The organism is Devosia sp. Root436, from assembly GCF_001426345.1.
Classification (GTDB): Bacteria; Pseudomonadota; Alphaproteobacteria; order Rhizobiales; family Devosiaceae; genus Devosia.
This window is the reverse complement of the sequence record NZ_LMEM01000010.1, coordinates 23467-47946: the sequence shown is the minus strand read 5'-3', so window position 1 is coordinate 47946 and position 24480 is coordinate 23467. Positions and strand designations below refer to the sequence as shown.

Below are 24480 nucleotides of genomic sequence, written 5' to 3'. Positions count from 1 at the left end.
ATGACTACTCACGTTTCCGACGCCAATTTCGGCGAGGAAGTCCTTAACTCCAAAGAGCCCGTCCTCGTGGATTTCTGGGCAGAGTGGTGCGGGCCATGCCGCGCGATCGCACCCGTGCTCGATGAGCTGTCGACCGAACTGGCCGGCAAGGTCAAAATCGTCAAGCTCAATGTGGACGACAATCCGGGCATTGCCAGCCAGTATGGCGTGCGCTCCATCCCGACCATGATCCTGTTCAAGGGCGGCGAAGCCGCCGACATGAAGATCGGCGCCGGCACCCCCAAGGCGGGGCTGACCAAGTGGCTCGAGGGCCACGCCGCCTGATCCGCCTATAGCGAATTGACCATGACACCGCTGGGGAGACCCGGCGGTGTTTTTGTTTGTGCGCCGTTGTTTCCACCGCCGTTGCTTAACCCGGCCGTGCCCGGGGGTGACGATTGGGGTTGTGGGGCACGAAGCAGTATGGGTCCCTTTCGTCGCCACCCGCCAAATCTTGTATGCCTTCCCAAGTCCATCGACTCTGTCTAGCCTCTATCGTCCTATACCGATGGAGATGGAACGATGGCCCTGCATGTGACTGACGCCAATTTTGCGACTGAAGTTCTGGCGTCGGACCGCCCGGTGCTGGTGGATTTCTGGGCCGAATGGTGCCCACCCTGCAAGGCCATGAGCCCGGCCATCGATGAACTGGCCGAAACGCTTGCCGACCGCGTCAAGATCGTCAAGCTCGACGTCGACTCCAATCCGGGCATCACCGTGCAATACAATGTGCGCTCCATGCCGACCCTGATGATCTTCAAGAATGGCGAGCCGGTCGACCTCAAGGTGGGCGCCGGGCAGTCCCGCGTGCAGCTCATCAAATGGCTGGAAATGCACGCGGCTTAGGGTGGAGCTCCCTATATCCCCATACTCGATGTCATCCCGGCCTTGAGCCGGGACCCATCTCGAGATCATGCCGCAGCCGCAAGGTGGATCGTTCGAACCACCGGGGCATAGTCCACCATCTCAGGATGGATCCCGGCTCAAGGCCGGGATGACACGGTGTTTGGGGAGACAGGGCGCCCACAACCTCCGTGCTGCTTTTGCCCCGATCACCTGTTAGAAAAGGGCATAAGAAGACTTCCGGAGAATGCCCCAATTGGCCCCGATCGACCTTTCCGCCGCGCCGTTCAACCTCGATGACGAGGCCATGGCCTGGGTGGCTGCGACCCGCGATGGCTTTACCCCGCGCGACAAGCTGGCCCAGCTTTTCGTGCTGCTGGAACGCGGCAGCCCCGCCGAAGTGGCCGAAACCGTGCGCAGCTTCAAGCCGGGCGGCATAACCCGCATCTATTCGCCGGACCTGGCCGCCGAGATCAACCTGGCCCGCGACCTGGGCACGCTGAGCGCCGTGCCGCTGCTGATCAGCGCCGATCTCGAAGGCAGCCGCATGAGCCTGCCCTTTGGGACCTCGGTTCCCAACCCGCTGGGGCTCGCCGCGGTGGACGATGTCGAGGCCACATCGGCCATTTCCGCCATCATGGCGCGCGAAGCCCATGCCGTCGGGCTCAACTGGAGCTTCACCCCGGTCATTGACATCAACGCCGCCTGGCGCAGCGCCATTGTCGGCACCCGCTCCTATGGCAGCGACATGGAGAGGGTCGAGCGCCACGCCCTGGCGCAGATTGCCGCCTTCCAGGCCAATGGCGTGGCCGCCACGGTCAAGCACTGGCCGGGCGAAGGCTATGACGACCGCGACCAGCATCTGGTGACCACCGTCAATCCGCTCTCCATGCCCGAATGGGAAAAGACCTTCGGCCGGCTGTACCGCAAGGCCATCGCGTCGGGCGTGATGAGCGTCATGTCGGCCCATATCGCCTTGCCCGCCTTCGTGCTTGCGCTCGATCCTGATGCCGGCGCCGAGGCCTACCGGCCCGCCTCGCTGAGCAAGCTGCTCAACGAGGATCTGCTGCGGCGCGAGCTGGGCTTTAACGGCCTCATCGTCTCCGACGCCACGCCGATGGCCGGCATGGGCGATTGGGGCCCGCGCGACGAAGTGCTGCCCGAAGTCATCATATCGGGCTGCGATGTGATCCTCTTCTCCGACGATCCGAATGGCGACCTGATGCGGCTGGTCAAGGCCGTCGCCGATGGGCGCCTGAGCCAGGAGCGCGTGGACGAGGCGGTGACCCGCGTGCTGGCGCTCAAGGCGGCTTTGGGCCTGCACAAGTCCGATCGCCCCGAGCCCAATCTCGATACGGCGCGGACCGTGGTGGCGACCGAGGAGAACCGCCTATTGGCGCAAGGGGTGACGGCGCGTGTGCCGACGCTGGTCAAGGATGTGAGAAACCTGCTGCCGCTCTCGCCGGCACGGCACAGGCGCGTGCTGGTCTATTCCGGCGGCGTTGTTCTGCCCTTCGTGCCCCATCCGCTGCCGCTCAGCCTGCCCGAGCGGCTGGAAAAGGAGGGCTTCGCGGTCACGGTCTACACGCCGGGCATGACGGTCAGCCCGCGCGACTATGACCTGGTGCTTTATCTGTTTGCCGAGGAAACCCTGCTCACCCGCAGCCGCATCTTCCTTGACTGGACCAGACTCACCGGCTCGGTCTTCGGCGCCATGAGCCGGCTCTGGCACGATATTCCGACGCTGATGATTTCCTTCGGCTACCCCTATTATCTCTACGATGCCCCGCGCGTGCCGGCCTATGTCAACGCCTATGGCTCGAGCGAAGCCATGCAGGAGGCGGTGGTCGAGGCGATCATGGGAAGGGTGCCGTTTGCCGGGGTGAGCCCGGTGGACCCGTTCGTGGGCAGCGAGCAGGGGAAGTATTGAGGCACGCCCTCGTGGTTCGAGGGTCGCTACGCTCCCGCCTCACCATGAGGGCTACTGCCAACTCGGTGCATCAACAGCCCTCATGGTGAGGTGCGCTTCTTCAGCGCCTCGAACCACGAGGGCGTGGCACTCAATCCGGCGGCGTGCCGTTCTTCGCCAGGACGTCCCCCGCCAAGTAGAGTGAACCGCAGATCAGCACCCTGGCATCGGGCACCGCCGCGGCCGCCTTGAGCGCCGCGCGCACCGAGCGCATCGGCCGCGCCGCGAACCCCGCCTTGCTTGCCTCGTCGGCAATATGGACCGCCTTGTGCGCATTGGCCTCGCCGGGAATGGTCAGCGTCAGCACCTGCTGCGCCATGCCGGCGAAAGGGGCCAATACCGCGGCCGGTTCACGGGTGTTCATCAGCCCCATGATCAGTACCAGCGGCGCCGGCCGGGCGCGGTCGAGCGCGCGCAGCGTGGTCGCCACCGCCGCAGCGCCATGGGCATTGTGGATCCCGTCGAGCCACAGCTCGGCGCCGGGGCCCAGCAGGTCGCGCAAAGGCCCGGTCTGCAGCGGCGTCATGCGGGCCGGCCAGTTCACCCGCCGCAGGCCCTGGGAGAAGGCGGCCTCATCGACCGGCAGGCCGAAATGGCGTGCCGCCGCGATGGCCAGCGCCGCATTGTCGAATTGATGCGCGCCAAGCAGGCCCGGCGGCGGCAGGTCGAGCAGGCCGGATTCGTCCTGGTAGACCAGCCGTCCATCCTGCTCCACGCCGTGGAAATCTTCGCCCTGCCAGACCGGCGTGATGCCCAGCCGGCGCGCCGCCTTGTCGAGCACGGCGCGGCCTTCTTCGCGCTGCAGCCCGATCACCGCCTTGCTGCCGCGCTTGAAGATGCCGGCCTTGCTGACGGCGATTTCGCCGATCGTATTGCCCAGAAACCCCTGATGGTCGAGATCGACCGGGGTGATGATCACGCCCAGCGGCTGGCTCACCACATTGGTCGTGTCATAGGTGCCGCCCATGCCGGTTTCGAGCAGCAGGTAATCGGCTCTGGTCTCGGCGAAGAGCAGGAAGGCGGTGGCCGTGGTGATCTCGAAAAAGGTCATCGGCCTTTTGGCGTTGATCCTCTCCACCTGTTCCAGCGCCGCGTTCAGCCGGCGCGTGCCGACCAGCCTGCCGGCCAGCCTGATGCGCTCGTTGAAATGCACCAGATGGGGGGAGTTGTAGACATGGACCGTTCTGCCCGCCGCTTCGAGAAAAGCGCGCAGATAGGCAATGGTGGAGCCCTTGGCATTGGTGCCGGCGACATGGATCACCGGTGGCAGATGCTCGTGCGGGTCGCCCAGATCGGCCAGCAGCGGCATGATGCGGTCGAGGCTGAGATCGATCAGCTTGGGGTGCAGCGCCGAAAGGCGCCTGAGAATGGCATCGGTACGGGACATGAAGACGGTCCGAGGGAAGAGACCGATGAGTTAGCGCCGATGCAGGAGGTCGGCAAGAGCGGGGTATCCAGGGTTCTGCGGCTTCCATGGAGCGGAAGTCACCTCTCCCCTGAGGGGAGAGGTCGACCCGAAGGGTCGGGTGAGGGGTTCAGCGCCGCAATGGGCCTCGTGCTTTTCACCAACACTGAACCCCTCACCCCACCCTCTCCCCTCAGGGGAGAGGGAGCCCACGCTCGGTGCAACAGATCAAGTTATTCCGCGTGGGCGGCAGCCACCGGGGGCAGGTCGCCACCATCGCCTTCGGCGGCGACGGCGGCGTCGCGCAGGCTGGTCCGCACCACTGCGGGAGCCGTGTCGGTTAGCGCGCCGGAGGCTTCGGCCTTGGTCAGGATGGCCGAGAGCGAGCCGATGGTCGAGCGCAGGTTGTGGCGATGCACCACCATATCGACCATGCCGTGTTCGTAGAGATATTCCGAGCGCTGGAAGCCCTTGGGCAGCTTTTCGCGGATGGTCTGCTCGATGACGCGGGCGCCGGCAAAGCCGATCTGCGCGCCGGGCTCGGCCAGGTGCACGTCGCCCAGCATGGCATAGGAGGCGGTGACGCCGCCGGTGGTGGGATTGGTCAGCACCACGAAGAAGGGCAGGCCGGCTTCGCGCAGGCGCAAAACGGCGACGGTGGTGCGCGGCATCTGCATCAGGCTCAACACGCCCTCCTGCATGCGCGCGCCGCCCGAGGCGACGAACAGCACGAAGGCGGTCTTGCGGCTGGCAGCGGTTTCAAGGCCCGTAATGATGCCCTGGCCGGCCGCCATGCCGAGTGAGCCGCCCATGAAATCGAAATCCTGGATGGCGACGGTGATGTCGCGTTCGAACAGCTTGCCGGTGGCCACGATCACCGAGTCATCGAACCCGGTCTTGGCGCGGTTTTCCTTGAGCCGGTCAGGATAGCGCTTCTGGTCGCGGAATTTCAGCGGATCGACGGCAACACTGGGCACCGGCACCAGCGCATACTCGCCATTGTCGAGAAAGGTCTTGAGCCGGTCAGCCGGCTTGATCTTCATGTGATAGCCCGAATTGGGCACCACCCACTGGTTCGCTTCGAGATCGCGATAGAACACCATCTCGCCAGATTCAGGGTCCTTGACCCAGAGATTCTCCGCGATCGCCGGCTTGTTGCCGAGGATGGAGCGGATTTTGGGGCGGACGAAATTGTCGATCCAGTTCATGGCAAGGCCTCACGAGCGTCTGCGCGTCACTTAGGGGACGATTGTGGCGAATGTTATCAGGGGGTTGGGCCCAGGGCAAAGCCGGTGCGGGACAAAGCGCGCGGCTGTGAACAACTTCGTTCTGAATGGATCACGCAATTGTGCGAGCGTTGCGGCAGGGCAGACAATGATTGTCCACTGAATGAACCTTTATATCCGACGGCATTTTCGTAATTGTTCAATTCCACTGAATACAGTCCGGTCAGGCTTTTCGAACTATACTGGCAAGTTACCGCTTGTGTCGCACTTCCGCCGGGAATGTGTCACCATTCCACCTTAGTCCCGCCTCGCCGGGAGCCATACAACGCAGAAAACTGCAAAGGGGGAGGCGATATGTCTTCGATATCTGAACGATTCCGCGACTTCAAAGCCGGCAAGGCCACGCTGTTCTGGTCATGCGCCGGCTGTATTATCGCGACCATGGTCGTGGGCTTCACCTGGGGCGGCTGGGTCACTGGCGGCTCGGCCGAGCAACGTGCCGACAAGGCGGCGCAACAGGCCGTCGCCGAACTGGCTGCCGATATCTGCTTCAAGCGTTATCTGGCAGCGCCCGATGTCCGGGCCAACCTTACTGCCCTCAACGAGGAAAGCAGCTATCGCCGTGACGGTCTGCTCGAGGAAGGCGGCTGGGTAACCCTTGCCGATCGCGCCGACCCGATCGACGGCGCCGCCGATCTTTGTGCCGACCGGCTGGCCGAGGTCGACCTGTCCACGCTGCCGGCGACCCCGGTGGCCGATGCCGGGGCAGTGGTGCCGGCAACCGAGCCTGCCACCGCGGTACAGTAGGGGCTCCCCCCCACCTTGAGGGCAGTGTTTACAAGCGCGATGTCATCCCGGCGGAGGCCGGAATCCATCTTGAGATAGTTCAGCTCGGTTGGGTACGACTAGACCTCAGGATGGATCCCGGCCTCCGCCGGGATGACATCGCGTAAGCGAATGCTCATGAGTTCAGGGGGAACCCCATCAAATTGTTCAGCCCCGTGCCCGCTTGACGCCGCCGGCCAGGCTGGCCACCAGGTCGCGCACGGCGGCGACCGTCCTGTCGCTGGCCTTGCCATCGACCAATGAGCCCGCCACCGCCTCGACCAGCACCGTGCCCACCACGATGCCGTCGGAATGGCGGCCGATTTCGGCGGCGTCCTCGGCCGTCTTGATGCCGAAGCCAACGGCGACGGGCAGGTCGGTATGGCTCTTGATGCGCGCCACGGCCTCGCCCACCGCGGCGCGCGACTTGATCGCCGCCCCGGTAATGCCGGTCATCGACACATAGTAGACGAAGCCCGACGTGTTCTTGAGCACCGCCGGCAGGCGCCTGTCGTCGGTGGTCGGCGTGGTGAGGCGGATGAAGTTGATGCCGGCCCTGAGCGCTGGGATGCAGAGTTCCGCGTCTTCCTCGGGCGGCAGGTCGACGATGATGAGGCCATCGACGCCGGCCTCTTTCGCCGCCGCGAGGAACCTGTCGACGCCGAAGCTGTAGATCGGGTTATAATAGCCCATCAGCACGATGGGGGTGGTTTCGTCCTTGCGGCGGAAATCCTCGACCATGCCGAGCACGCCGCGCAGGGTCATGCCGGCCGCCAGGGCGCGCTGCCCGCCCAGCTGGATGGCCACGCCATCGGCCATCGGGTCGGAAAACGGCATGCCGAATTCGATGATGTCGGAGCCCGCCTGCGGCAGGGCCTCCATGATCGCCTGGCTGGTGGCGAGATCGGGATCGCCGGCCATGACATAGGTGACCAGCGCCGGGCGGCCTGCGGCCTTGCACTCGGCGAAACGTTTTTCGATACGCGACATGACTACAGCAGCCCCAGGTAATTGCCGACGCTTTCGACGTCCTTGTCGCCGCGCCCGGACAGGCACAGCACGATCGAGGTATCCTTGCCCATCGCTGGCGCGATCTTCATCACCTGCGCCAGGCCATGCGCCGATTCCAGCGCCGGAATGATGCCCTCGGTGCGGGTCAGCAACTGGAAGGCGTCCAGAGCCTCCTTGTCGGTGATCGGGGCATAGGTGACGCGCTTGCTGTCATGCAGGAAGGCATGCTCGGGGCCCACGCCGGGATAGTCGAGCCCGGCCGAGATGGAATGGCCCTCGAGGATCTGCCCGTCGCTGTCCTGCAGCAGATAGGTGCGGTTGCCATGCAGCACGCCGGGGCGGCCGCCTGTCATGCTGGCGGCATGGCCGTTCTCGGTGTCGATGCCATGCCCGCCGGCTTCGGCGCCATAGAGCTTGACCTCGGGATCATCGAGGAAGGCGTGGAAGGTGCCGATGGCATTGGAGCCGCCGCCCACACAGGCCACCACCGCCTCGGGCAGCTTGCCCTCGGCCTCCTGGAACTGCTGCTTGAGCTCGGTGCCGATCACGCTCTGGAAGTCACGCACCATTTCCGGATAGGGATGCGGCCCCGCCGCGGTGCCGATCAGGTAATAGGTGGTATCGACATTGGTCACCCAGTCGCGCAGGGCCTCGTTCATGGCGTCCTTGAGCGTGCCGGCCCCAGCCGTGACGGGCCGCACTTCGGCGCCCAGCATTTTCATGCGCAGCACGTTGGGCTTCTGCCGCTCGACATCGGTGGCGCCCATGAAGATGGTGCAGGGCAGGTCGAACTTGGCGCAGACCGTGGCGGTGGCCACGCCATGCTGGCCGGCGCCGGTCTCGGCGATGATGCGCGTCTTGCCCATGCGCTTGGCCAGGAGGATTTGACCCAGGCAATTGTTGATCTTGTGGGAGCCGGTATGGTTCAGCTCCTCGCGCTTGAGCCACACCTTGGCCCCGCCGAGGTGATTGGTCAGCCGCTCGGCGAAATAGAGCGGGCTGGGCCGGCCGGTATAATGGGTCGCCAGCGTCTTGATCTCGTCGAGATAGGCCGGATCGACCTTGGCGGCGCGGTAATGCGCCTCGAGATCGAGAATCAGCGGCATCAGCGTTTCGGCGACGAAGCGCCCGCCATAAAGCCCGAAACGACCCTCCTCGTCCGGGCCATTGCGCAGGGAATTGATGCCGGTACTCGTCACGGACGCCTCGCAGATGCTTCGGCTCCTGCGTCTCGCGCAGCGCCAGGGGTGGGGGTGGGCCACGCGCGCCGAATGAGGGAAAGACCCCCACCCGACCCTTCGGGGCCACCCTCCCCACGAGGGGGAGGGAGAAGAAAGGTCAGCCGGCTGCGCGGGCGTTGCGGATGAACGCTTCGATCAGCTTCTTGTCCTTGACGCCCGGTGCGGTTTCGACGCCGGAGGACACATCGACCCCGAAGGGGCGCACGGTCTTGACGGCGTCGGCCACGGTCTGCGGCGTCAGCCCCCCGGAAAGCATGAAGGGGATGGACGGGTCAAGCGCCTTGAGCAGTGCCCAGTCGAAGGTGTCGCCCAGCCCGCCCGGCCGGTCGGCCCCCTTGGGCGGCTTGGCGTCGAGCAGGATGCGGTCGGCGACATCGAGGAAATCGGCGACATGCGCCACATCCTCGGCCGAACCGATCGGCAGCGCCTTCATGATTTCGACGCCCGCCTCGGCGCGGATGGCCTCGACGCGATGCGGCGTTTCGGGGCCATGCAGCTGAATCCAGTCCGGGCCGAGCGCGGCGACTTCGGCCACGCAGCTATTGTCCGGATTGACCAGCACCACGCAGGTCTGGATCCGGCCGCGGGCCTCCGAGATCAGCGTCGCGATCTCCTCGATGCTCACATGGCGCGACGAACGCGGAAAATGCATGAACCCCACCATGTCGGCTCCGCCAGCGATGGTGGCTTCGAGCAGTTCAGGGGTCTTGATGCCACAAATCTTGATGATCAGGGGTTCGGCCATCGGGGTCGCTCAGCGCAGCTCCAGGAGGTCATCGACTTCGGCCAGGGGACCTGATCCGGCCTGGCCATGATTGCGGCGCAGCGTTTCCAGCTCGCCATGCAGCATATGCGCCTCGCGGCGCCAGTGCTTTTCCCCGCGGCGGTGGCGCCCCTGGGCAAACCAGGTCGCGGTGCCGCCCAGCAGCACGCCCACCAGCAGCACCACATAGAGCACCACGAAAAGCGGCACGCCATAGCCGGGCGCCACGCTGGTCTCGACCGGGGCGAAAGGGTTGAAATTGACCACGACGAAATGCCGATTGGCGAGGGCGAAGACGATCAGCCCCAGGCATAACGGGACAAGGACCACCCAACCGACGATTCTGTTGACCATGAACGGCTCTGTCCGATGGGGCGTTGCCCGTTACGAGCGGTTGAGCCGCTCGCGGATTTCCTTGCCGGCCTTGAATTGCGGCACATATTTCTCGCCCACATCGACCTGTTCGCCGGTCCGTGGGTTGCGACCGACGCGCGCCGGGCGATTTTTCACCGAGAACGCGCCAAAGCCGCGCAGCTCGACCCGGTCTCCCCGCGCCATGGCATCCCCGATCTCGTCGAGGATGGCGTTGACGATGTTTTCGATATCACGCTGGAACAGATGCGGATTTTCCGCCGCGAGTTTCTCGACGAGTTCCGACTTGATCATCCCGGGCTCCAGTTGGCAGGCCGCCGCCTCCCTCTAGTTCAGGAAGCGGTGCCAACCTGCCAAAGCGAGACCAGCCCGTCAAGCGTGATAGGACCATCGGGCAGGCCGAGCGCGGCGCGCGCCTGTCCGTTGAGGAAGGTTCCGATGAGGTCGAACCCCTGCTGCGGCTGCGGCCAGACGGTGCGGATATCGAGTTCGGCGGCCACGTCGCGCTCGGTTTCGAGCCAGTCCATGGCCTCCTTCTCCCCGCCGATGGCGTCGATGAGCCCGCTTTCGACCCCCACCCGGCCGGTGACGATCCGGCCATCGGCCAGTGCCAGCGTGGCGGGGCGCGTGAGGCCGCGGCGTTCGGCCACAACATCGACGAACCACTGGAAGCTGTCATCGACCAGCGCGGCGATGGAGGCGCGGGGCGCCCCGTCCAGCGGCTCGTCGAAATCCGGCTCCGCCTTGAGCGGGCCGGACGCCACCTTGTCGAGATCGACGCCCACGGTTTCCAGCAGCTTGCCGGCATTGACATGCTGGTAGAGCACGCCGATGGACCCGACGATGGAGAGCCGCCGGGCAAAGATGCGATCGGTAGCAATGGCGGTCATATAGGCCGCCGAGGCCCCCAGCTCGCCGATGACGGCGACCGTGGGCTTGGCTGCCCGCAATTGCCCCAGCGCCTCGTAGAGCTCCTCGCCGCCCGCTGTGGTGCCGCCGGGCGAATTGATGGCGACGATCACCGCCTTGACGGCATCGTCCTCGGCCAGGTCCGCGATGGCCGCGAGCCGCGCCCGGTCCGTGGTGATGGTGCCATCGATCACCAGCCGCGCCACATACTCACCCGCCGGACCCTGCGGCAGGGAAAAGCGCCCCAGCCCGACAATCACGGCGATAGCCAGCGCGATAAAGGCCAGCACCCGCCACAGCCCGCGCGAGCGGCGATAGGTTTCGGCGGCGATGACGGTATGCGCATCCGCGCGGGACGGCTCGGGGCTGGGCTGGTCGGTCATTGTGGCCTCGGCAGGAAAGTCAGTGCAGTCGGGTAGGCTTGCCACCCCGCTTTGGCAAGAGCCGCGCTACCCCGCCTTCCGGGCCGCCCGCTTCTCCTGCGCCACGACATAGGCGCGCAGCGCCTTGTTGATGTCGGTCTGGTAGCCCTTGCCATCCTTGGCATGACGCTTGAACCAGTCGAGGATATCGGCATCGAGGCGGATGGTGAGCTGTTCCTTGAGCGCCCGCGCATAATGGGGATTGCGGATGCCGTTCTTCCAGAATTCTTCCGTCAGGGGAGGGATATCGGAAAAGTCGATATCCTCATCACGCAGATTGTCGAGAGCAGTCAATTCGGCCTTTTGCTCTTCGGTGAGAGGGGGGGGATCAAGCAGATCAAGTTCATAAAAGACCCATTCTGGCTCGTTCGTATCCTCGGGCTTCGTGTCGTTCGGCAGGACGCGCCGAGATGATGCGGATGATCTCTGTGCCATTGATGTTATCCTTGATCGTATGGGCCACGACAACAATGTGAACGGCGTCGATTAGGCCTGTGGTCTGCCAGCGTTCTTCGCCATCCACGTAGCGATCCTGCTCTTGAACTGCATATGGATCGAGAAATGCTCGGGCTGCGGTTTCGAACCGGATGCCGTGCTTGACGAAGTTCGAGCGGTTCTTGTTTTCATCCCATTTAAATTCTTGAGCCACGCATCGCCCCCTCTGCGCTCACCCCGAATGTAACTACAAATCTGTAACTACACAAGCCGCCTGACCATGTACCGCGCCGTCGCTTCGTAGCTGGCGAGCTTCTCGGCCAGTTCGGGCGCTGCCACGGCGCGGAAGCCGTGCTTGTACCAGAAGGACAGCGAGCCGTTGACGGCCACGAGGCTGATGCTGGGAAAGCCCCTGGCTTTGGCATGGCGCAGCATCTCGCCGACGATCATCGCTGCCGCCCCGGTGCCACGGGCCGCCGGCAGCAGCGCCAGGTCGTGCAGGTAGTAGGTATCGGCGTCGTCGGGGATAGCCCCGAGCAGCGCATTGAGCGCCGGTATCGCGCCAAGGCGCCAGGGGTGGGAGATGATGTAGCCCGCCGGCACGCCATCAAGCTCGAGCAGAAGCGTGCCATCGGGATAGAGCCGCTGCCGCTCGGCAAACACCGTCATGTCCTCGGGAAACGAGGGATGCACCTTTGCGGCGATGGTTTCGACATCAGGCAGGTCGAGCGTAGTCAGTGCCCGCCAGTGCATCGCGTTGCTCATGCTCACTTTCCCTCGCGCCCCCAGCTTAGAAAGCAAAAGGCCCGCGCTGTGAAGCGCGGGCCTGACGGTTTGAACCAAAAGAGAATTACTTCTCTTCGCGGCCCTTGAGCGCGGCGCCCAGGATGTCGCCGAGCGAAGCGCCCGAATCCGACGAACCGTAATTGGCCACGGCTTCCTTTTCCTCGGCGATTTCGAGCGCCTTGATGGAAAGCTGGATGCGGCTGGTCTTGCGGTCGTACTGGGTGACGCGCGCATCGACCTTCTCGCCCTTGGAGAAGCGCTCCGGGCGCTGGTCGTTGCGGTCGCGACTGAGATCGGCGCGACGGATGAAGGCCGTCATGTCGCTGTCGGCGATACGGACTTCGATGCCCCCATCGTTGACTTCGATGACCGTGCCGGTCACGACAGCGCCCTTGCGGATGCCGCCCTGCTCGCCACCAGCGGCTGCGTCGGACGAGGTTTCGCCGGTCGCGAGCTGCTTGATGCCCAGGCTGATGCGTTCCTTTTCGACGTCAACATCGAGGACCTTGGCCGAAACCATGTCGCCGCGGTTGTAGTCTTCCAGGGCCACTTCGCCCGACTTCTGCCAGTCGAGGTCGGAGAGGTGGACCATGCCGTCCACATCGCCGTCGAGGCCGATGAACAGGCCGAATTCGGTCTTGTTCTTGACTTCGCCTTCGATGACCGAACCGACCGGGAACTTCTCGGCGAAGCTTTCCCACGGATTGGCCAGGGTCTGCTTGAGGCCGAGCGAGATGCGGCGCTTGTCGGGATCGACTTCCAGCACCACGACTTCGACTTCCTGGGAGGTCGAGACGATCTTGCCGGGGTGGACGTTCTTCTTGGTCCAGCTCATTTCCGAGACGTGGATCAAGCCTTCGATGCCCGGCTCCAGTTCAACGAATGCACCATAGTCGGTGATGTTGGTCACGCGGCCGGTGAACTTGGCCTCGATCGGGTACTTGGCTTCGATGCCATCCCACGGATCGGCCTGCAACTGCTTCATGCCGAGGCTGATGCGGTGCGACTCGTGGTTGATGCGAACGATCTGGACCTTGATGGTCTCGCCGATCGTCAGCACTTCGGACGGGTGGTTCACACGGCGCCATGCGATGTCGGTGACATGCAGCAGGCCGTCGATACCGCCGAGATCGACGAACGCACCGTAATCGGTGATGTTCTTGACCACGCCGTCGACAACCTGGCCCTCTTCGAGCTGCTGCACGATTTCCGAACGCTGCTCGGCACGGCTCTCTTCGAGGATCGCGCGGCGCGAGACAACGATGTTGCCGCGGCGCTTGTCCATCTTGAGGATCTGGAACGGCTGCGGCACGTTCATGAGCGGCGCGATATCGCGGATCGGACGGATGTCCACCTGCGAACGCGGCAGGAAGGCGATGGCGCCTTCGAGGTCGACGGTGAAGCCACCCTTGACCTGGTTGAAGATGGTGCCTTCAACGCGCTCGTTGTTGTTGTACATTTCCTCGAGCTTGACCCAGCTCTCTTCGCGGCGGGCCTTCTCGCGCGACAGCACGGCTTCACCGGCAGCGTTCTCGACGCGGTCGACATAGACTTCCACGACCGAACCGACGGTGATGGTGCCGTCACGGCCGGCCTGGCCGAATTCCTTGAGCGCGATGCGGCCTTCGGTCTTGAGACCGACGTCGATGATCGCCAGGTCCTTTTCGATCGCGACGACGGTGCCCTTGACGACGGCGCCCTCTAGCGGCTCGTTGTCAACGAAGCTGTCCATCAGCAGCGATTCAAAATCTTCTTTCGTCACAGTTTGCTGTGCCAAATACCTTCTCCGTTGCGCCGGTGGTTGGGTTGAAGATCGAAAGCCCGCCATTTCCCAAATGGAAATGCCGGCGCGCGAGCGCCCGATCGAAACGTTGATTGTGGTATTTTCCGGCTGGTCGCTGGGTGAGTGCCGGGGCCGTACCATCCAAGGTTGGATTAAGGTCTTACGACCCTGCCTTGGCTGCCATGGTCCCATCGACAATCGCGATGGCTGCGCGGAGTGCGGCCTCTATATCGAGAAGCGTCGTATCGAGCAAGTGCGCGTCGTCAGCTTTGTAGAAGCCGCCATTGGGATTGAGCATGTCGCGTGCATCCCGCTCTTCTATCTGGTGATAGAGGGCGTAGCGGTCAACCACCTGGCCGCGCGCTTCGAACTGGCGGGCCCGCCGCTCCATGCGCGATTTGCTGTCCGCCTGGATGAACAGCTTCACATCGGCTTCCGGCGCGATCGTGGTGCCGATATCGCGGCCATCGAGCACGGCGCCGCCCGCCTGGGTGGCAAAGCCGCGCTGATAGTCGAACAGGGCCGAGCGCACCGCGCCGATCACGGCGACCTTGGAGGCCAGCGATCCGATCTTGGCGGATTGCAGGTATTCGGGCTCGATATCGCTCTCGTCCAGCATCTGCGCCGCAGCGATGGCGCGCTGCTCGAATTCGGGCGAATTCTCGTAAGATTCCACGGCCCGGCCGACGGCGCGGTAGAGCAGCCCGGTATCGAGATAGGGCAGGCCATAGTGCCGGGCCAGACCCGATGCCAGCGTGCCCTTGCCCGAAGCGGCGGGTCCATCGACCGCGATGATCATTTCTGGCGTCCTTTCACCGGTTCGAACCGGGCGCCCGCCGCGGTCATGGCGGACACGAAGCCCGGAAAGTGCGCGGCAATGGCGCTGGTATCGTCCAGCGTCACCGGCTTCTGGCTGGCGAGGCCCAGCACGAGAAAACCCATGGCGATGCGATGGTCGCCCCGGCTGGCCACCATGCCACCGCCCTCGACCTTGCCGATGCCGCCAATGGTCAGGCTTGTCTCGCCTTCGCTCACCGTCACCTTGCTGGCGGCAAGCCCAGCGGCAATCGCCGCCAACCGGTCGCATTCCTCGTGGCGCAACTCGCCCAGTCCCTCGATCGTGGTTTCGCCCTGCGCATAGGCGGCGGCCATGGCCAGAACAGGAATGTCGTCCAGCATGCCCGAAGCGTGTTCGGCGCTGATGCGGATACCCTTGAGCCGCGACGAGCGCACCCGCAGGTCGGCAATATGCTCGCCGCCGGCTTCGTGCTGGTTGAGAAAGGTGATGTCGCCGCCCATTTCCAGCAGCGTATCGATGAGCCCGGTACGAACAGGGTTGATCAGCACATTTTCGATCACCAGTTCCGAGCCGGGCACGATCAGCGCTGCCACCACCGGATAGGCCGCCGAGGTCGGATCGCCTGGCACCACCACTTGGCGCGGCTGCAATGGGGCGAGCCCGGTGATGGAAATCGTCGCGCCGCCGGCCTCGTCGCCCGTCACCGTTATGGCGGCGCCGAAATCGGCCAGCATGGTTTCGGTATGGTCGCCCGTCGCTACCGACTCGATGATGGTGGTCGTGCCGGCCATCTGCGCCCCGGCCAGCAGCAGCGCCGATTTGATCGCCTCGGAGGGCGCCGCCATCACATGGCGCGCCGGCAGCGGCAGGAGCGGGCCGCGCAAGGTCAGGCCGCCATCCTCCGCCTCGGTCACCACCGCCCCGATCGGCGTCAGCGCCGCGAACAGCGGCTCCAATGCCAGGCCTGCCAGCATCGCTCCGCCGGTAAAGCGTGACGCAAAGGGATAGGGGGCGAGCAGCCCCAGCAGCAGTGCCCCGACGCTTGATGTGCCCAGCTCGAGCGGCGCTTCCGGCGCCAGCAGGCCGCCGACGCCCAGCCCGTGCACATGCCAGGCGCCATCGCGCTGTTCGATGCGCACGCCGAGCCGGCGCAAAGCCGCAGCGGTCGCCAGCACATCCTCGGCCTCGAGTAGGCCCTCGATGCTGGTATGGCCCACGGCCAGCGCCCCCAGCATCAGCGCGCGATGGGAAATCGCCTTGTCGCCGGGCGTCATGAAACGCCCGGTCAGCGGGTTGGCGCCGTGGCTGGCGAGCGGGGTACTTTTGGCCGGAATCTGCGGGGCGATCTCGTTCATGGGCGGAATCGGCTTAGCACGGCCCGGCGCGGCAAGGCCACCACCCCGCACGAGCGGGAACCAGCTCTCCACATTTTCGGTTTGACAGGGGCGGTGTTTGTCCATAACCGGACTGACCGAACCGGAGGCCTTCAAGCCCCGCAAAAACCTTACGACGAGGAACATCGATGGCCAGTTCCGACCGCGGCACCAAGCGCACCGATCCCGAAACCGGGAAGAAATTCTACGACCTCGGCAACGACCCGATCGTCTCGCCCTATACGGGCAAGAGCTATCCGCGCTCCTATTTCGAGCAGGTCCTTGCCGGCAAGCCCTCTCCCGCCACCGCCCGCAAGGCCGATGTCGAGGATGATGAAGAAGAAGTCGAGGAAGAGGTCGAGGATGTGGCAGCACCCGAGATCGTTTCGCTCGAGGATGCCGATGCCGAAGAATCCGGCGACGAGGAAATCCCCGAGACCGATGATGTCGAGGTCGACGAAGAGCTCGGCGATGACGACGCGGACGTCTTCCTCGAAGAAGACGAAGACGAGGACGACGAACTCGGTTTTGACGTCAGCGGCGACGAAGACCGTTGATTTGACTAGATTTTCAGCCGGCCGATCCTGTCGGCCGGTTGAACAAAAAAGTGTCATTTAGGCACTTGCGCCGGTCGGGATCATCCAATAGGTTCCGCCTCGCTTCGGACGGGTTAGCCCCTCCGAGACCCAATGGAATGGGGCCATAGCTCAGCTGGGAGAGCGCTTGCATGGCATGCAAGAGGTCAGCGGTTCGATCCCGCTTGGCTCCACCAAATTCCTAAAGCCTTCGCTTGGCGTGAAATATTAGCTCAAGAGCTGCTTGGACATCTTTTTCGCTTGATACCTTAAAGCGTGTGTTCCCCCGATCATCCTTGATTGCCACTTTCGCCATGTTGCGAAAGTGCTCCACTGGTCCCCTAACAGTTATTGATAGCTCTGCTATCCTCGGCTGAATTATCACGTACCAGAAGTTATCTGGTGAGTTGCTAAAATTTCGGGCCTGACCCCTCTTGAGATCTCCTGGCGATCGCTTGCGCACTTCTCGCAACAGAGTTGCGGAGGCACGAAACATCGGTTCAGGCAGCAGCCTTTGGGCCATGTCGAGAAACTGTCGATCTCCTTTCCTCACCGCTTCATCCTGCACGTCGCCGAGCGAAACTGCTGCAGAACGATTTTCCGGTTTTGGTCTGAGCGAGATAGCAATGGTTTGTGATGTTGTGCCCAGATTGATCGGAAATGCACGCTCGGCTTCAAAGCTGAGGGTGCTACCGACATCATCGAATGCTGCATCACTTATCAGAACAACGCTACGAACTCCCTGCGCAGTGCCGGCATCACCAAGCAGGCACACGTGACGCGGTTCCATTTCAATCAACCAGATTCCATCCGAGACGACACTTGCTCCAGATATTGTAAGTTTCATCGCTTTCACCTGAATTTTATCTGCAGATAATCTGAAAGACTATCTGCAGATAGTCAAGTCGGCTATCGTGTACTTCGAATTGCATGCGTCCGAGGGCTCGGCGCGCACCCCTCCTGCCACGAATTGACGCCGGCATGGCGCTTCGTTCTTCTGGTCCTGTTCCAGAATCGGATGCACCGTGCCCAAAGCTCCAATTGTTCTTTCCCAGACCCGCGCCCGCCACCTGTGGATGTCAGCGCAGCGGCTCGATACTGCGGCGCCGTTCGGCGATGGCCCCGCCGCTGTCCTCGCGGCCATTGCCCATCTGGGCTATGTGCAGATCGACACCATCAATGTCATCGAGCGCTGCCACCATCACATCCTGTTTTCGCGCATCCCCGGCTATCGCCGCGGCGATCTCGCCCAGGTCCAGTCGTCGGACAAGTCTGTATTCGAATACTGGACCCATGCGCTGAGCTACGTGCCGACGTCCGACCTGCCCTTCTTCGTGCCGGCCATGAAGCAGTATCGGGAGACGCCCAGCCGCTGGTTCGGCTCGGTGACGCCGGACGAAGTCAAAAAGATGCTGCGGCGCCTGCGCCGCGAAGGCCCGCTCTCCATCCGCGATATCGGCGACGACGAGCTGGTGGACAAGGATCATCCCTGGGCCAGCCGCAAGCCGAGCAAGCGGGTGCTCGAAATGATGTTCTTCCAGGGGCTGGTGACGATTGGTGCCCGCCAGGGCATGGTCAAGACCTATGACCTGATGGCGCGCCATTTCGGCGCCGTGCCCAAGCCGGCGACCGAGCGGCAGATCACGGCCTACCTGCTCGATCGCGCTTTGCGCAGCCAGGGCGTGGCAAGTCTTGATTCCATCTGCCATCTCGACGCCCCGAGCAAGAAAGCGGTGAGGGCGCTGATCGACAGCCGCGTTCGCCGCAAGCTGCTGGTGCCCGTTGTCATCGCGGGCGCCGAAAAGGTGCCGCATTGGGCCGAGCCCGCCACGCTCGAAGCCGCCGCCAGCGAACCCCCGGCCTTGGTCCACATCCTCTCGCCCTTCGATCCGCTCATCATCCAGCGCAAAAGGCTCAGCCTGTTCTTCGGCTACGACCACCTGTTCGAGGCCTATCTGCCGGCGGCAAAGCGCAAGCTGGGCTATTTCGCGCTGCCCATCCTCATGGGCGACCGCGTGGTCGCCGCCTTCGACCTCAAGACCGACCGCGCGGCGAAAAAGCTGCTGATCCAGCGGGCCACCTGGCTGGAGGATGTGGACGCCGAGGGGCGGGCAGCGGTGGATGAAGCGTTGGGGCGGTTCGAGGCATTTCAACTGGGGGAGTAGTCGTGCAGGCTCACCGAACGCTCCCAACCCGTTCTCGCCTTCCCATCCCCTCCCGCCCGCGCTAAAAGCCATGCCGCGAACTAGGGGCCACCCATGGCGACTTATACCGACATTGCCCGGCGGGTGTATAACCACACCTGGAAGCTCGATCCGATCGTGCGGAGCCTGCTCGATACCGATTTCTACAAGCTCCTGATGCTGCAGATGATCTGGGGGCTCTATCCCAAGGTCAACACCACCTTCTCGCTGATCAACCGCACCAGATCGGTCCGCCTCGCCGAGGAGATCGATATCGAGGAGTTGCGCGCCCAGCTCGATCATGCCCGCACCCTGCGCTTCACCAAGAAGGAAATGATCTGGCTGGCCGGTAACAGCTTTTATGGCAGCAAGCAGATATTCGAGCCGGCCTTCCTCAAGTGGCTGGAGGATTTCCACCTGCCCGAATACCGGCTGGAAAAGCGGGACGGCCAGTTCGTGCTGGAGTTTCCGGGCCTGTGGCTGGAAACCACGATGTGGGAAATCCCGGCCCTCGCCATCATCAACGAATTGCGCAGCCGCGCCGCCATGAAGCATTACGGGCCTTTCACGCTCGACGTGCTCTATGCCCGCGCCAAGGCGCGCATGTGGGAAAAGGTCGAGCGGCTGCAAAAGCTGCCCGAGCTCAAGATTTCCGACTTCGGCACCCGCCGCCGCCACTCGTTCCTCTGGCAGCGCTGGTGCGTCGAGGCGCTCAAGGAAGGCATCGGCGAGGCCTTTACCGGCACGTCAAACGTCAAGCTGGCCATGGATAACGACCTGGAGGCCCTGGGCACCAATGCCCATGAATTGCCTATGGTGCTGGCCGCTTTGGCCAAGACCGACGAGGCCCTGCTGGCGGCGCCCTACCAGGTGCTGCAGGATTGGGAGAGCTATTACGGCGGCAATCTCAAGATCGTGCTGCCCGACGCCTTCGGCACCGACAGCTTCCTGCGCAACGCCCCAGATTGGGTGGCCGACTGGACCGGCTTCCGCCCCGATTCCGCCCCCGCCATCGAGGGCGGCGAGCGCATCATCGCCTGGTGGAAGGAACGCGGCCGCGATCCGCGCGACAAGCTGCTGATCTTTTCCGATGGGCTCGATGTCGACATGATCGAGGAAGCCTATCTCCATTTCGATGGCAAGGTGCGCATGGCCTTTGGCTGGGGCACCAATCTCACCAACGATTTCGAAGGCTGCGCCCCCGATGGGCCCAATCCGCGGCTCGATCCGATTTCCATCGTCGCCAAGGTCAGCGAGGCCAATGGCCACCCGGCGGTCAAGCTCAGCGACAATCCGGCCAAGGCCACCGGCATGCCCGACGAAATCGCCCGCTATCTCCGTATCTTCGGCGATGCCGGCCGGGTCGAGCATCCCGTCAAGGTCTAGGCGCGGCTCGCCAGTTCGGTACGGGACAGCGCAAACTGCAAGCCATAGGCGCCGCGGCGGATCGCGGGGCCGGCGCCGCAGGCAATGAGGGTGTCGTCCCCGATCAGGTCGCGGCGCAGCGCGACAATGTCGTCATGGCGCACCGCCTCGACCAGCAAGATCCATTCGGCCACCTCGCCCACGCCGCGCAGCCTGGTTTCGGCCGTCTCGACCGGCGCCGCAGCAGCCTGGCCCTCCAGCAGGTGAACCCCGGCAATGGCGTGGCGGGCCGCGGCCGGCTCGACGATATTGGCGGTCACGCTCTCGATGAACGCCGCGCGCCCGACCCGGCTGGAGAGACGAACGGTCTCGATAACGACGCCTGTCCCGCAACCCCGCGAGGCCGCCACTTGGCAGAGCGTGCGCGACATCTGGGTGAAATGCGGAATGACCCTGCCGGTCCAGGGCGTGGGTTGGTTGAGTGCCGCCATATAGGCCGCCGAGGTCAGGTCGGCGAGCGATTCGGCCTCGTAGAAATTGAAGAAACCGGGACTGCCGTCGATCGAAATATAGCGGCGGCCGCGCTGGAAGCCGGGAAGGGCGACGCGATCGCGCATATGTTCATGCATGTGCCAGGCGAGAAACTCGTCCTCGAGGCCCGGCGCGATGCCGTTCCATATGGCCACCACGCCGGTTCCCAACAAAGTCATGACGCCCTCACTCCGGCCTGGCCCGGCCACGTCGAAACTTTGCCCTCATCCGGCCGCCGATGGCAATCCATCCCGAGCCGGGAACCCTTCTTGCTGTCCGGCATTACCGGCTGTGGAGAACATCGCTCCCGGGTCGCGCGTTAACGTCTTGGGAACCATGCCGGATTAGCGTTCCGGCGGGGGCTCCGACAGGGGCCGGTATGACTTTGCAGCTCATCGATATAACCGTCCGCGACAAGCAGGCGCATCCACGCCTTGCCGGCCGCGTGACCGGTCACGTCCGGGCGGTGCTGGTGGAACAGCTGGGCCAGCAGGAGCAGACCCATGACCTGACCATCCCGGTCTGGGCCGATCTGCCCGAGGGAGCCAGCGACGCCGATACCGACATGGCGCTGATGCTCAAGGCGGCCGATATCGTGTCGCGGCTCAAGGCGAGCCTGGGGACTACGCCGACGCCTTCGGAGCCGTCAGGGCCGCGATGAAGGCGCGCTGCTCGCGATTGAGACCGCCGGTGCGGCGCTGCGGTGCCGGAGCGGGCGCTTCGACCGGCTCCACCGCGACATGACGATATTTGGGGGCATGGGCATAGTAGCGGGCGGCCCGCTGCAATTCGGCCTCGGCGCGCAGGCGCCGCTCGTCGCGGAAGAACCAGACCGTGGTCGCAATCACGATCGCCCAGATTGCCAGCAATTCCCAAGCCATTTTCCGCCTCCGTATTCCCGGCGGTGATAGCTAACAAATCCTTTACGGCCAAGCGGAAGCGCCCGTTAGGATTACCGGGTAAAGTTTTAGGGATCGCCGCTTCTCACCTCTCCCCCGAAGGGAGAGGTGAAGCAGCCTAGCCCGCCACCGGCAGTTTCCGGCCGCGATTGAGCGCCACCAGCATGGCGCGCACGTCGTTTTCGGCCGCCTTGGTGACGAGCTTGCGATTATCGGTGTCGCGCAGCGGGCGCGGCGTGCCAAAGGCCACCGTCACGTCCTTGACCGGCCCGCCGAGGATTTCGCGGATATTCTGCCCGACCGACTTGGATTTGATCCAGGCGATCAGCGATCGTTCCGTCCGTCCGACGGGAAGCCCCTGGAGCCTCGTATAGGCGATGGTCAGCGGCTGGATCATCACGTCGCTGGCGCCCGCCTCCACCATGGCATGCTGCGCCGCGCCCACCAGCGCCGAGCGGAACGGCAGGACATGGGTGCCGATATCGGACTGGCCCTCGGCAAACAGCAGCACGGCATTGCCCCCGGCCATATGCGCGCCCATTTCCTGGGCGGTGCGGCCGGCATCGGACCGCCTGGTGCGGTCGACGAAGATGGTCTTTTGCAGCCGTGCCATCATGCCGACGAAGAACCACTCCCCCACCTCGCGCTTGGCGACGAAGGTCACATCGGCCACCGAGCCCACCGCGATGATGTCGGTCCATGAAATGTGATTGGACACCAGCAGCGTCGGCCGCCCGGTCGCCGGCTGGCCGATGACGGTCACCCGCATGCCGAGGAAGATGCGCCCGATGCGATGGAACAGGCGCGGCAGCGTCCCCCAGAAAGGGAGCTTCAGCGCATTGATCAGGGCCTGTGCAGGGATGATGAGAATCATCGCCGGCACCAGCACAAGCAGGAAGAACAGAACGCGGAAGATCATTTCTTGTGTCTGTCGGAGCCTTCGATGGGCACGGCATAGAGTTCGAGCCGATGATCGACCAGCCGGTAGCCCAGCCTTTTGGCGATAACCTCCTGGATCGCCTCGATCTCCTCGTTGCGGAACTCGATGACCGTGCCGCTGCGGATATCGATCAGGTGGTCGTGATGCTCGTCCGGGATCAGCTCGAACCGGGCGCGGCCGTCCTTGAAATCGTGCTTGGTCACCAGCCCCGCCTCCTCGAAAAGGTTGACGGTGCGGTAGACGGTCGAGAGCGAGATGCGCGCGTCGATGGCCGAGGCGCGGCGATAGAGCTCTTCGACATCGGGATGGTCCGCCGCCTGCTCGATCACCTGGGCGATGATGCGCCGCTGGTCGGTCATGCGCATGCCCTTGGAGACGCAGGCTTCCTCCAGCGTCGGATCAGTCTGGCTTCTGTTCACCGCTGGCTCCTGAACCTCTCCATCCCGGCTTCGGGTTACCCAAGATCGCGCGCCATGACAAGCGCGGTCGCCTGCGACCCGTCCGCTTTGGGATAGTAGCCCTTGCGGCTGGAAATGCTGGCAAAGCCCTCGCGCTGGTAGAGCTTGATGGCCGGCGCATTCTCCTCGCTGACCTCGAGGAACATCCGCTTTGCCGGTGTCAGCAGCAGGTCGTCGAACACGGCGCGCATCAGCGCCTGCCCGATGCGCTTGCCGCGCCATTTCGGGTCGACCGCGATGGTCAGCAATTCCGCCTCGTCCTCGACCACCCGGATCAGCGCAAAGCCGGCAATGCGCCGCCTGGCATCGCAAGCCACATAGACCGGGCTATTGGCGTCAGCAAGGAAGCTCTCGAACTCGCCCACCGGCCAGCCGCGATAAAAGCCAAGCGCATGGATGCGGGCCAATTCCCTGGCATCGGCGACTCTGCCGGGCTCGATATGCAGGCCCGCCGGGGCCATCCATAGCTTGATCATATGCCCCGCCTTTCGATCCGCGCCGCCGTCTGCGGCTTGGCATCGGCATCCCGGATATAGTTCGGCTCGGGCTGGTGTGTAAGGGGATCGGCCATGGCGCCATAGCGCGCCACCAGCCCGATATCGACGAAGGGCGACGAAATCAGCGTGGTTCCCGGCACGATTGCCGCCTGCGCGATGGCCATGGGCAGCAGGTCGCCCTCTGTGGTCTTCTGCCCCGGCCCGGCAAAGACCTGGAAATAGGCCTCGCCCCGGCGCGCGTCGAGCAGCACGGTGCTCGGGCCTTCGACCGCCAGCGACAGCGCCACCAGGCTCGATACGCCAACCACCGGAATGTCCCGCGCCAGCCCGATTCCCCTGGCGGCGCTGAGCCCGATGCGCAAGCCGGTAAACGAACCCGGCCCCGTCGTCGTCACCACGCGGCCAAGGTCGGCATAGCCGATGCCATTGCGATCAAGCAGCGACGCGATCCGCTCGAAGATCAGCTCGGCATGCCCGGTGGCGATCTCGTCCACCGAAACATCGGTCCGCCCATTCGCCAGCAGCAACCCCAGTTGCAGGCGCGGCGCGGCGGTGTCGATGGCGAGGGTGATGGAGAGTGCGGACATGGCATCGCTCTAGACCGGCACGAAAGCGGAGTCGAGCCTGCCACCGTGCCACGCCCTCGTGGTTCGAGGGTCGCTGCGCTCCCGCCTCACCATGAGGCTACTGGAGCGCCGCGTTCAAAGTAGTCCTCATGGAGAGGTGCGAGATCTTCGCGAGCCTCGAACCACGAGCGCGTGGCACAAGCCCCGCCTTGACGCCCCACCCCGTCACGGCGACCTTGCCGCCATGCGCCCTGATTCGCCGAAA

General features: G+C 64.1%; 29 protein-coding genes and 1 tRNA gene. 9 read left to right on the top strand and 21 right to left on the bottom strand.

What is annotated here, in order from left to right; genetic code table 11:
- The 3 genes from trxA (ASD04_RS09065) to ASD04_RS09055 all read left to right on the top strand — a co-directional run bounded on the left by trxA (ASD04_RS09065) (position 1) and on the right by ASD04_RS09055 (position 2812).
- Positions 1-324 carry a thioredoxin gene (gene trxA / locus ASD04_RS09065; protein WP_056230721.1) on the top strand — a complete coding sequence of 108 codons (324 nt, stop codon included), beginning with the start codon at positions 1-3 and terminating at the stop codon, positions 322-324.
- Between the two features lie 237 nt (positions 325-561).
- Positions 562-885, top strand: a complete 324-nt coding sequence (gene trxA, locus ASD04_RS09060; protein ID WP_056255600.1) for a thioredoxin — start codon at positions 562-564, stop codon at positions 883-885.
- Positions 886-1129: 244 nt separating this feature from the next.
- Positions 1130-2812, top strand: coding sequence for a glycoside hydrolase family 3 N-terminal domain-containing protein (locus tag ASD04_RS09055; RefSeq protein ID WP_056255599.1), 1683 nt, complete (start codon positions 1130-1132; stop codon positions 2810-2812).
- A 130-nt stretch (positions 2813-2942) separates the two neighbouring features.
- On the opposite strand, the gene ASD04_RS09050 is transcribed toward ASD04_RS09055, so the two are convergent.
- Both ASD04_RS09050 and ASD04_RS09045 read right to left on the bottom strand, forming a co-directional pair.
- Entirely contained in the window at positions 2943-4238 is a 1296-nt protein-coding gene (locus ASD04_RS09050; protein ID WP_056255597.1) for a folylpolyglutamate synthase/dihydrofolate synthase family protein, read from the bottom strand.
- Positions 4239-4489: 251 nt separating this feature from the next.
- On the bottom strand, positions 4490-5464 hold the full coding sequence (locus ASD04_RS09045) for an acetyl-CoA carboxylase carboxyltransferase subunit beta (RefSeq protein WP_056255595.1): 975 nt from the start codon (positions 5462-5464) through the stop codon (positions 4490-4492).
- 372 nt (positions 5465-5836) lie between these two features.
- Between ASD04_RS09045 and ASD04_RS09040 the strand changes: the two genes are divergently transcribed.
- Positions 5837-6289 (top strand): hypothetical protein, encoded by a 453-nt coding sequence (locus ASD04_RS09040; protein WP_156461187.1) that lies wholly within the window; start codon positions 5837-5839, stop codon positions 6287-6289.
- A 186-nt stretch (positions 6290-6475) separates the two neighbouring features.
- Here the strand turns inward: ASD04_RS09040 and trpA are convergent, their stop codons facing one another.
- The 12 genes from trpA to aroA all read right to left on the bottom strand — a co-directional run bounded on the left by trpA (position 6476) and on the right by aroA (position 16183).
- Positions 6476-7297 (bottom strand): tryptophan synthase subunit alpha, encoded by an 822-nt coding sequence (gene trpA / locus ASD04_RS09035; RefSeq protein WP_056255593.1) that lies wholly within the window; start codon positions 7295-7297, stop codon positions 6476-6478.
- Positions 7298-7299: 2 nt separating this feature from the next.
- Entirely contained in the window at positions 7300-8517 is a 1218-nt protein-coding gene (gene trpB / locus ASD04_RS09030; RefSeq protein WP_056255592.1) for a tryptophan synthase subunit beta, read from the bottom strand.
- A 139-nt stretch (positions 8518-8656) separates the two neighbouring features.
- Entirely contained in the window at positions 8657-9304 is a 648-nt protein-coding gene (locus tag ASD04_RS09025) for a phosphoribosylanthranilate isomerase (RefSeq protein ID WP_056255590.1), read from the bottom strand.
- A gap of 9 nt (positions 9305-9313) precedes the next feature.
- Complete coding sequence (locus tag ASD04_RS09020) at positions 9314-9676, bottom strand: DUF1049 domain-containing protein (RefSeq protein ID WP_056255589.1); 363 nt, start codon at positions 9674-9676, stop codon at positions 9314-9316.
- A 30-nt stretch (positions 9677-9706) separates the two neighbouring features.
- The gene (locus ASD04_RS09015) at positions 9707-9988 is read right to left on the bottom strand and encodes an integration host factor subunit beta (protein WP_035099264.1); all 282 of its coding nucleotides are present in this window, start codon (positions 9986-9988) and stop codon (positions 9707-9709) included.
- Positions 9989-10026: 38 nt separating this feature from the next.
- Positions 10027-10986 carry a signal peptide peptidase SppA gene (sppA, locus tag ASD04_RS09010; RefSeq protein ID WP_056255588.1) on the bottom strand — a complete coding sequence of 320 codons (960 nt, stop codon included), beginning with the start codon at positions 10984-10986 and terminating at the stop codon, positions 10027-10029.
- A gap of 66 nt (positions 10987-11052) precedes the next feature.
- Complete coding sequence (locus ASD04_RS09005) at positions 11053-11319, bottom strand: BrnA antitoxin family protein (protein WP_244488289.1); 267 nt, start codon at positions 11317-11319, stop codon at positions 11053-11055.
- 49 nt (positions 11320-11368) lie between these two features.
- Positions 11369-11674: a BrnT family toxin gene (locus tag ASD04_RS19135; protein ID WP_082531110.1), complete on the bottom strand. Its 306-nt coding sequence runs from the start codon at positions 11672-11674 to the stop codon at positions 11369-11371.
- 47 nt (positions 11675-11721) lie between these two features.
- The gene (locus ASD04_RS09000) at positions 11722-12225 is read right to left on the bottom strand and encodes a GNAT family N-acetyltransferase (RefSeq protein WP_056255586.1); all 504 of its coding nucleotides are present in this window, start codon (positions 12223-12225) and stop codon (positions 11722-11724) included.
- An 85-nt stretch (positions 12226-12310) separates the two neighbouring features.
- Complete coding sequence (rpsA, locus tag ASD04_RS08995; protein ID WP_200940252.1) at positions 12311-14023, bottom strand: 30S ribosomal protein S1; 1713 nt, start codon at positions 14021-14023, stop codon at positions 12311-12313.
- 166 nt (positions 14024-14189) lie between these two features.
- Positions 14190-14828: a (d)CMP kinase gene (locus ASD04_RS08990; protein ID WP_056255584.1), complete on the bottom strand. Its 639-nt coding sequence runs from the start codon at positions 14826-14828 to the stop codon at positions 14190-14192.
- Positions 14825-16183, bottom strand: coding sequence for a 3-phosphoshikimate 1-carboxyvinyltransferase (gene aroA, locus ASD04_RS08985; protein ID WP_056255583.1), 1359 nt, complete (start codon positions 16181-16183; stop codon positions 14825-14827). The genes ASD04_RS08990 and aroA overlap by 4 nt, the downstream gene beginning before the upstream one ends.
- Positions 16184-16350: 167 nt before the next feature.
- Here aroA and ASD04_RS08980 point away from each other — a divergent pair, with 167 nt between their 5' ends.
- Together ASD04_RS08980 and ASD04_RS08975 are read left to right on the top strand one after the other, a co-directional pair.
- Positions 16351-16758: a TIGR02300 family protein gene (locus ASD04_RS08980; RefSeq protein WP_056255581.1), complete on the top strand. Its 408-nt coding sequence runs from the start codon at positions 16351-16353 to the stop codon at positions 16756-16758.
- A gap of 139 nt (positions 16759-16897) precedes the next feature.
- Positions 16898-16973: transfer RNA gene (locus ASD04_RS08975), tRNA-Ala, on the top strand.
- A 5-nt stretch (positions 16974-16978) separates the two neighbouring features.
- Here the strand turns inward: ASD04_RS08975 and ASD04_RS19405 are convergent.
- Positions 16979-17623 (bottom strand): hypothetical protein, encoded by a 645-nt coding sequence (locus ASD04_RS19405; RefSeq protein ID WP_156461186.1) that lies wholly within the window; start codon positions 17621-17623, stop codon positions 16979-16981.
- 229 nt (positions 17624-17852) lie between these two features.
- Between ASD04_RS19405 and ASD04_RS08970 the strand changes: the two genes are divergently transcribed.
- Together ASD04_RS08970 and pncB are read left to right on the top strand one after the other, a co-directional pair.
- The gene (locus ASD04_RS08970; protein WP_056255580.1) at positions 17853-18941 is read left to right on the top strand and encodes a crosslink repair DNA glycosylase YcaQ family protein; all 1089 of its coding nucleotides are present in this window, start codon (positions 17853-17855) and stop codon (positions 18939-18941) included.
- A gap of 93 nt (positions 18942-19034) precedes the next feature.
- Positions 19035-20345, top strand: a complete 1311-nt coding sequence (pncB, locus tag ASD04_RS08965; protein ID WP_056255578.1) for a nicotinate phosphoribosyltransferase — start codon at positions 19035-19037, stop codon at positions 20343-20345.
- On the opposite strand, the gene ASD04_RS08960 is transcribed toward pncB, so the two are convergent.
- Entirely contained in the window at positions 20342-21034 is a 693-nt protein-coding gene (locus ASD04_RS08960; protein ID WP_056255576.1) for a hypothetical protein, read from the bottom strand. The genes pncB and ASD04_RS08960 overlap by 4 nt on opposite strands.
- A 200-nt stretch (positions 21035-21234) precedes the next feature.
- Between ASD04_RS08960 and ASD04_RS08955 the strand changes: the two genes are divergently transcribed.
- Positions 21235-21516, top strand: a complete 282-nt coding sequence (locus ASD04_RS08955) for a hypothetical protein (RefSeq protein WP_056255574.1) — start codon at positions 21235-21237, stop codon at positions 21514-21516.
- On the opposite strand, the gene ASD04_RS08950 is transcribed toward ASD04_RS08955, so the two are convergent.
- From ASD04_RS08950 to tsaB, 5 genes are all read right to left on the bottom strand, one after another.
- Complete coding sequence (locus ASD04_RS08950) at positions 21479-21736, bottom strand: hypothetical protein (RefSeq protein ID WP_056255573.1); 258 nt, start codon at positions 21734-21736, stop codon at positions 21479-21481. The genes ASD04_RS08955 and ASD04_RS08950 overlap by 38 nt on opposite strands.
- 136 nt (positions 21737-21872) lie before the next feature.
- Positions 21873-22673 carry a lysophospholipid acyltransferase family protein gene (locus ASD04_RS08945; protein ID WP_056255571.1) on the bottom strand — a complete coding sequence of 267 codons (801 nt, stop codon included), beginning with the start codon at positions 22671-22673 and terminating at the stop codon, positions 21873-21875.
- Positions 22670-23059: a Fur family transcriptional regulator gene (locus ASD04_RS08940; protein ID WP_056256540.1), complete on the bottom strand. Its 390-nt coding sequence runs from the start codon at positions 23057-23059 to the stop codon at positions 22670-22672. Before ASD04_RS08940 ends, ASD04_RS08945 begins: the two co-directional genes overlap by 4 nt.
- An 89-nt stretch (positions 23060-23148) precedes the next feature.
- On the bottom strand, positions 23149-23628 hold the full coding sequence (rimI, locus tag ASD04_RS08935) for a ribosomal protein S18-alanine N-acetyltransferase (RefSeq protein ID WP_056255570.1): 480 nt from the start codon (positions 23626-23628) through the stop codon (positions 23149-23151).
- Positions 23625-24236 carry a tRNA (adenosine(37)-N6)-threonylcarbamoyltransferase complex dimerization subunit type 1 TsaB gene (tsaB, locus tag ASD04_RS08930; RefSeq protein ID WP_056255565.1) on the bottom strand — a complete coding sequence of 204 codons (612 nt, stop codon included), beginning with the start codon at positions 24234-24236 and terminating at the stop codon, positions 23625-23627. The genes rimI and tsaB overlap by 4 nt, the downstream gene beginning before the upstream one ends.
- Positions 24237-24480: the final 244 nt, after the last annotated feature.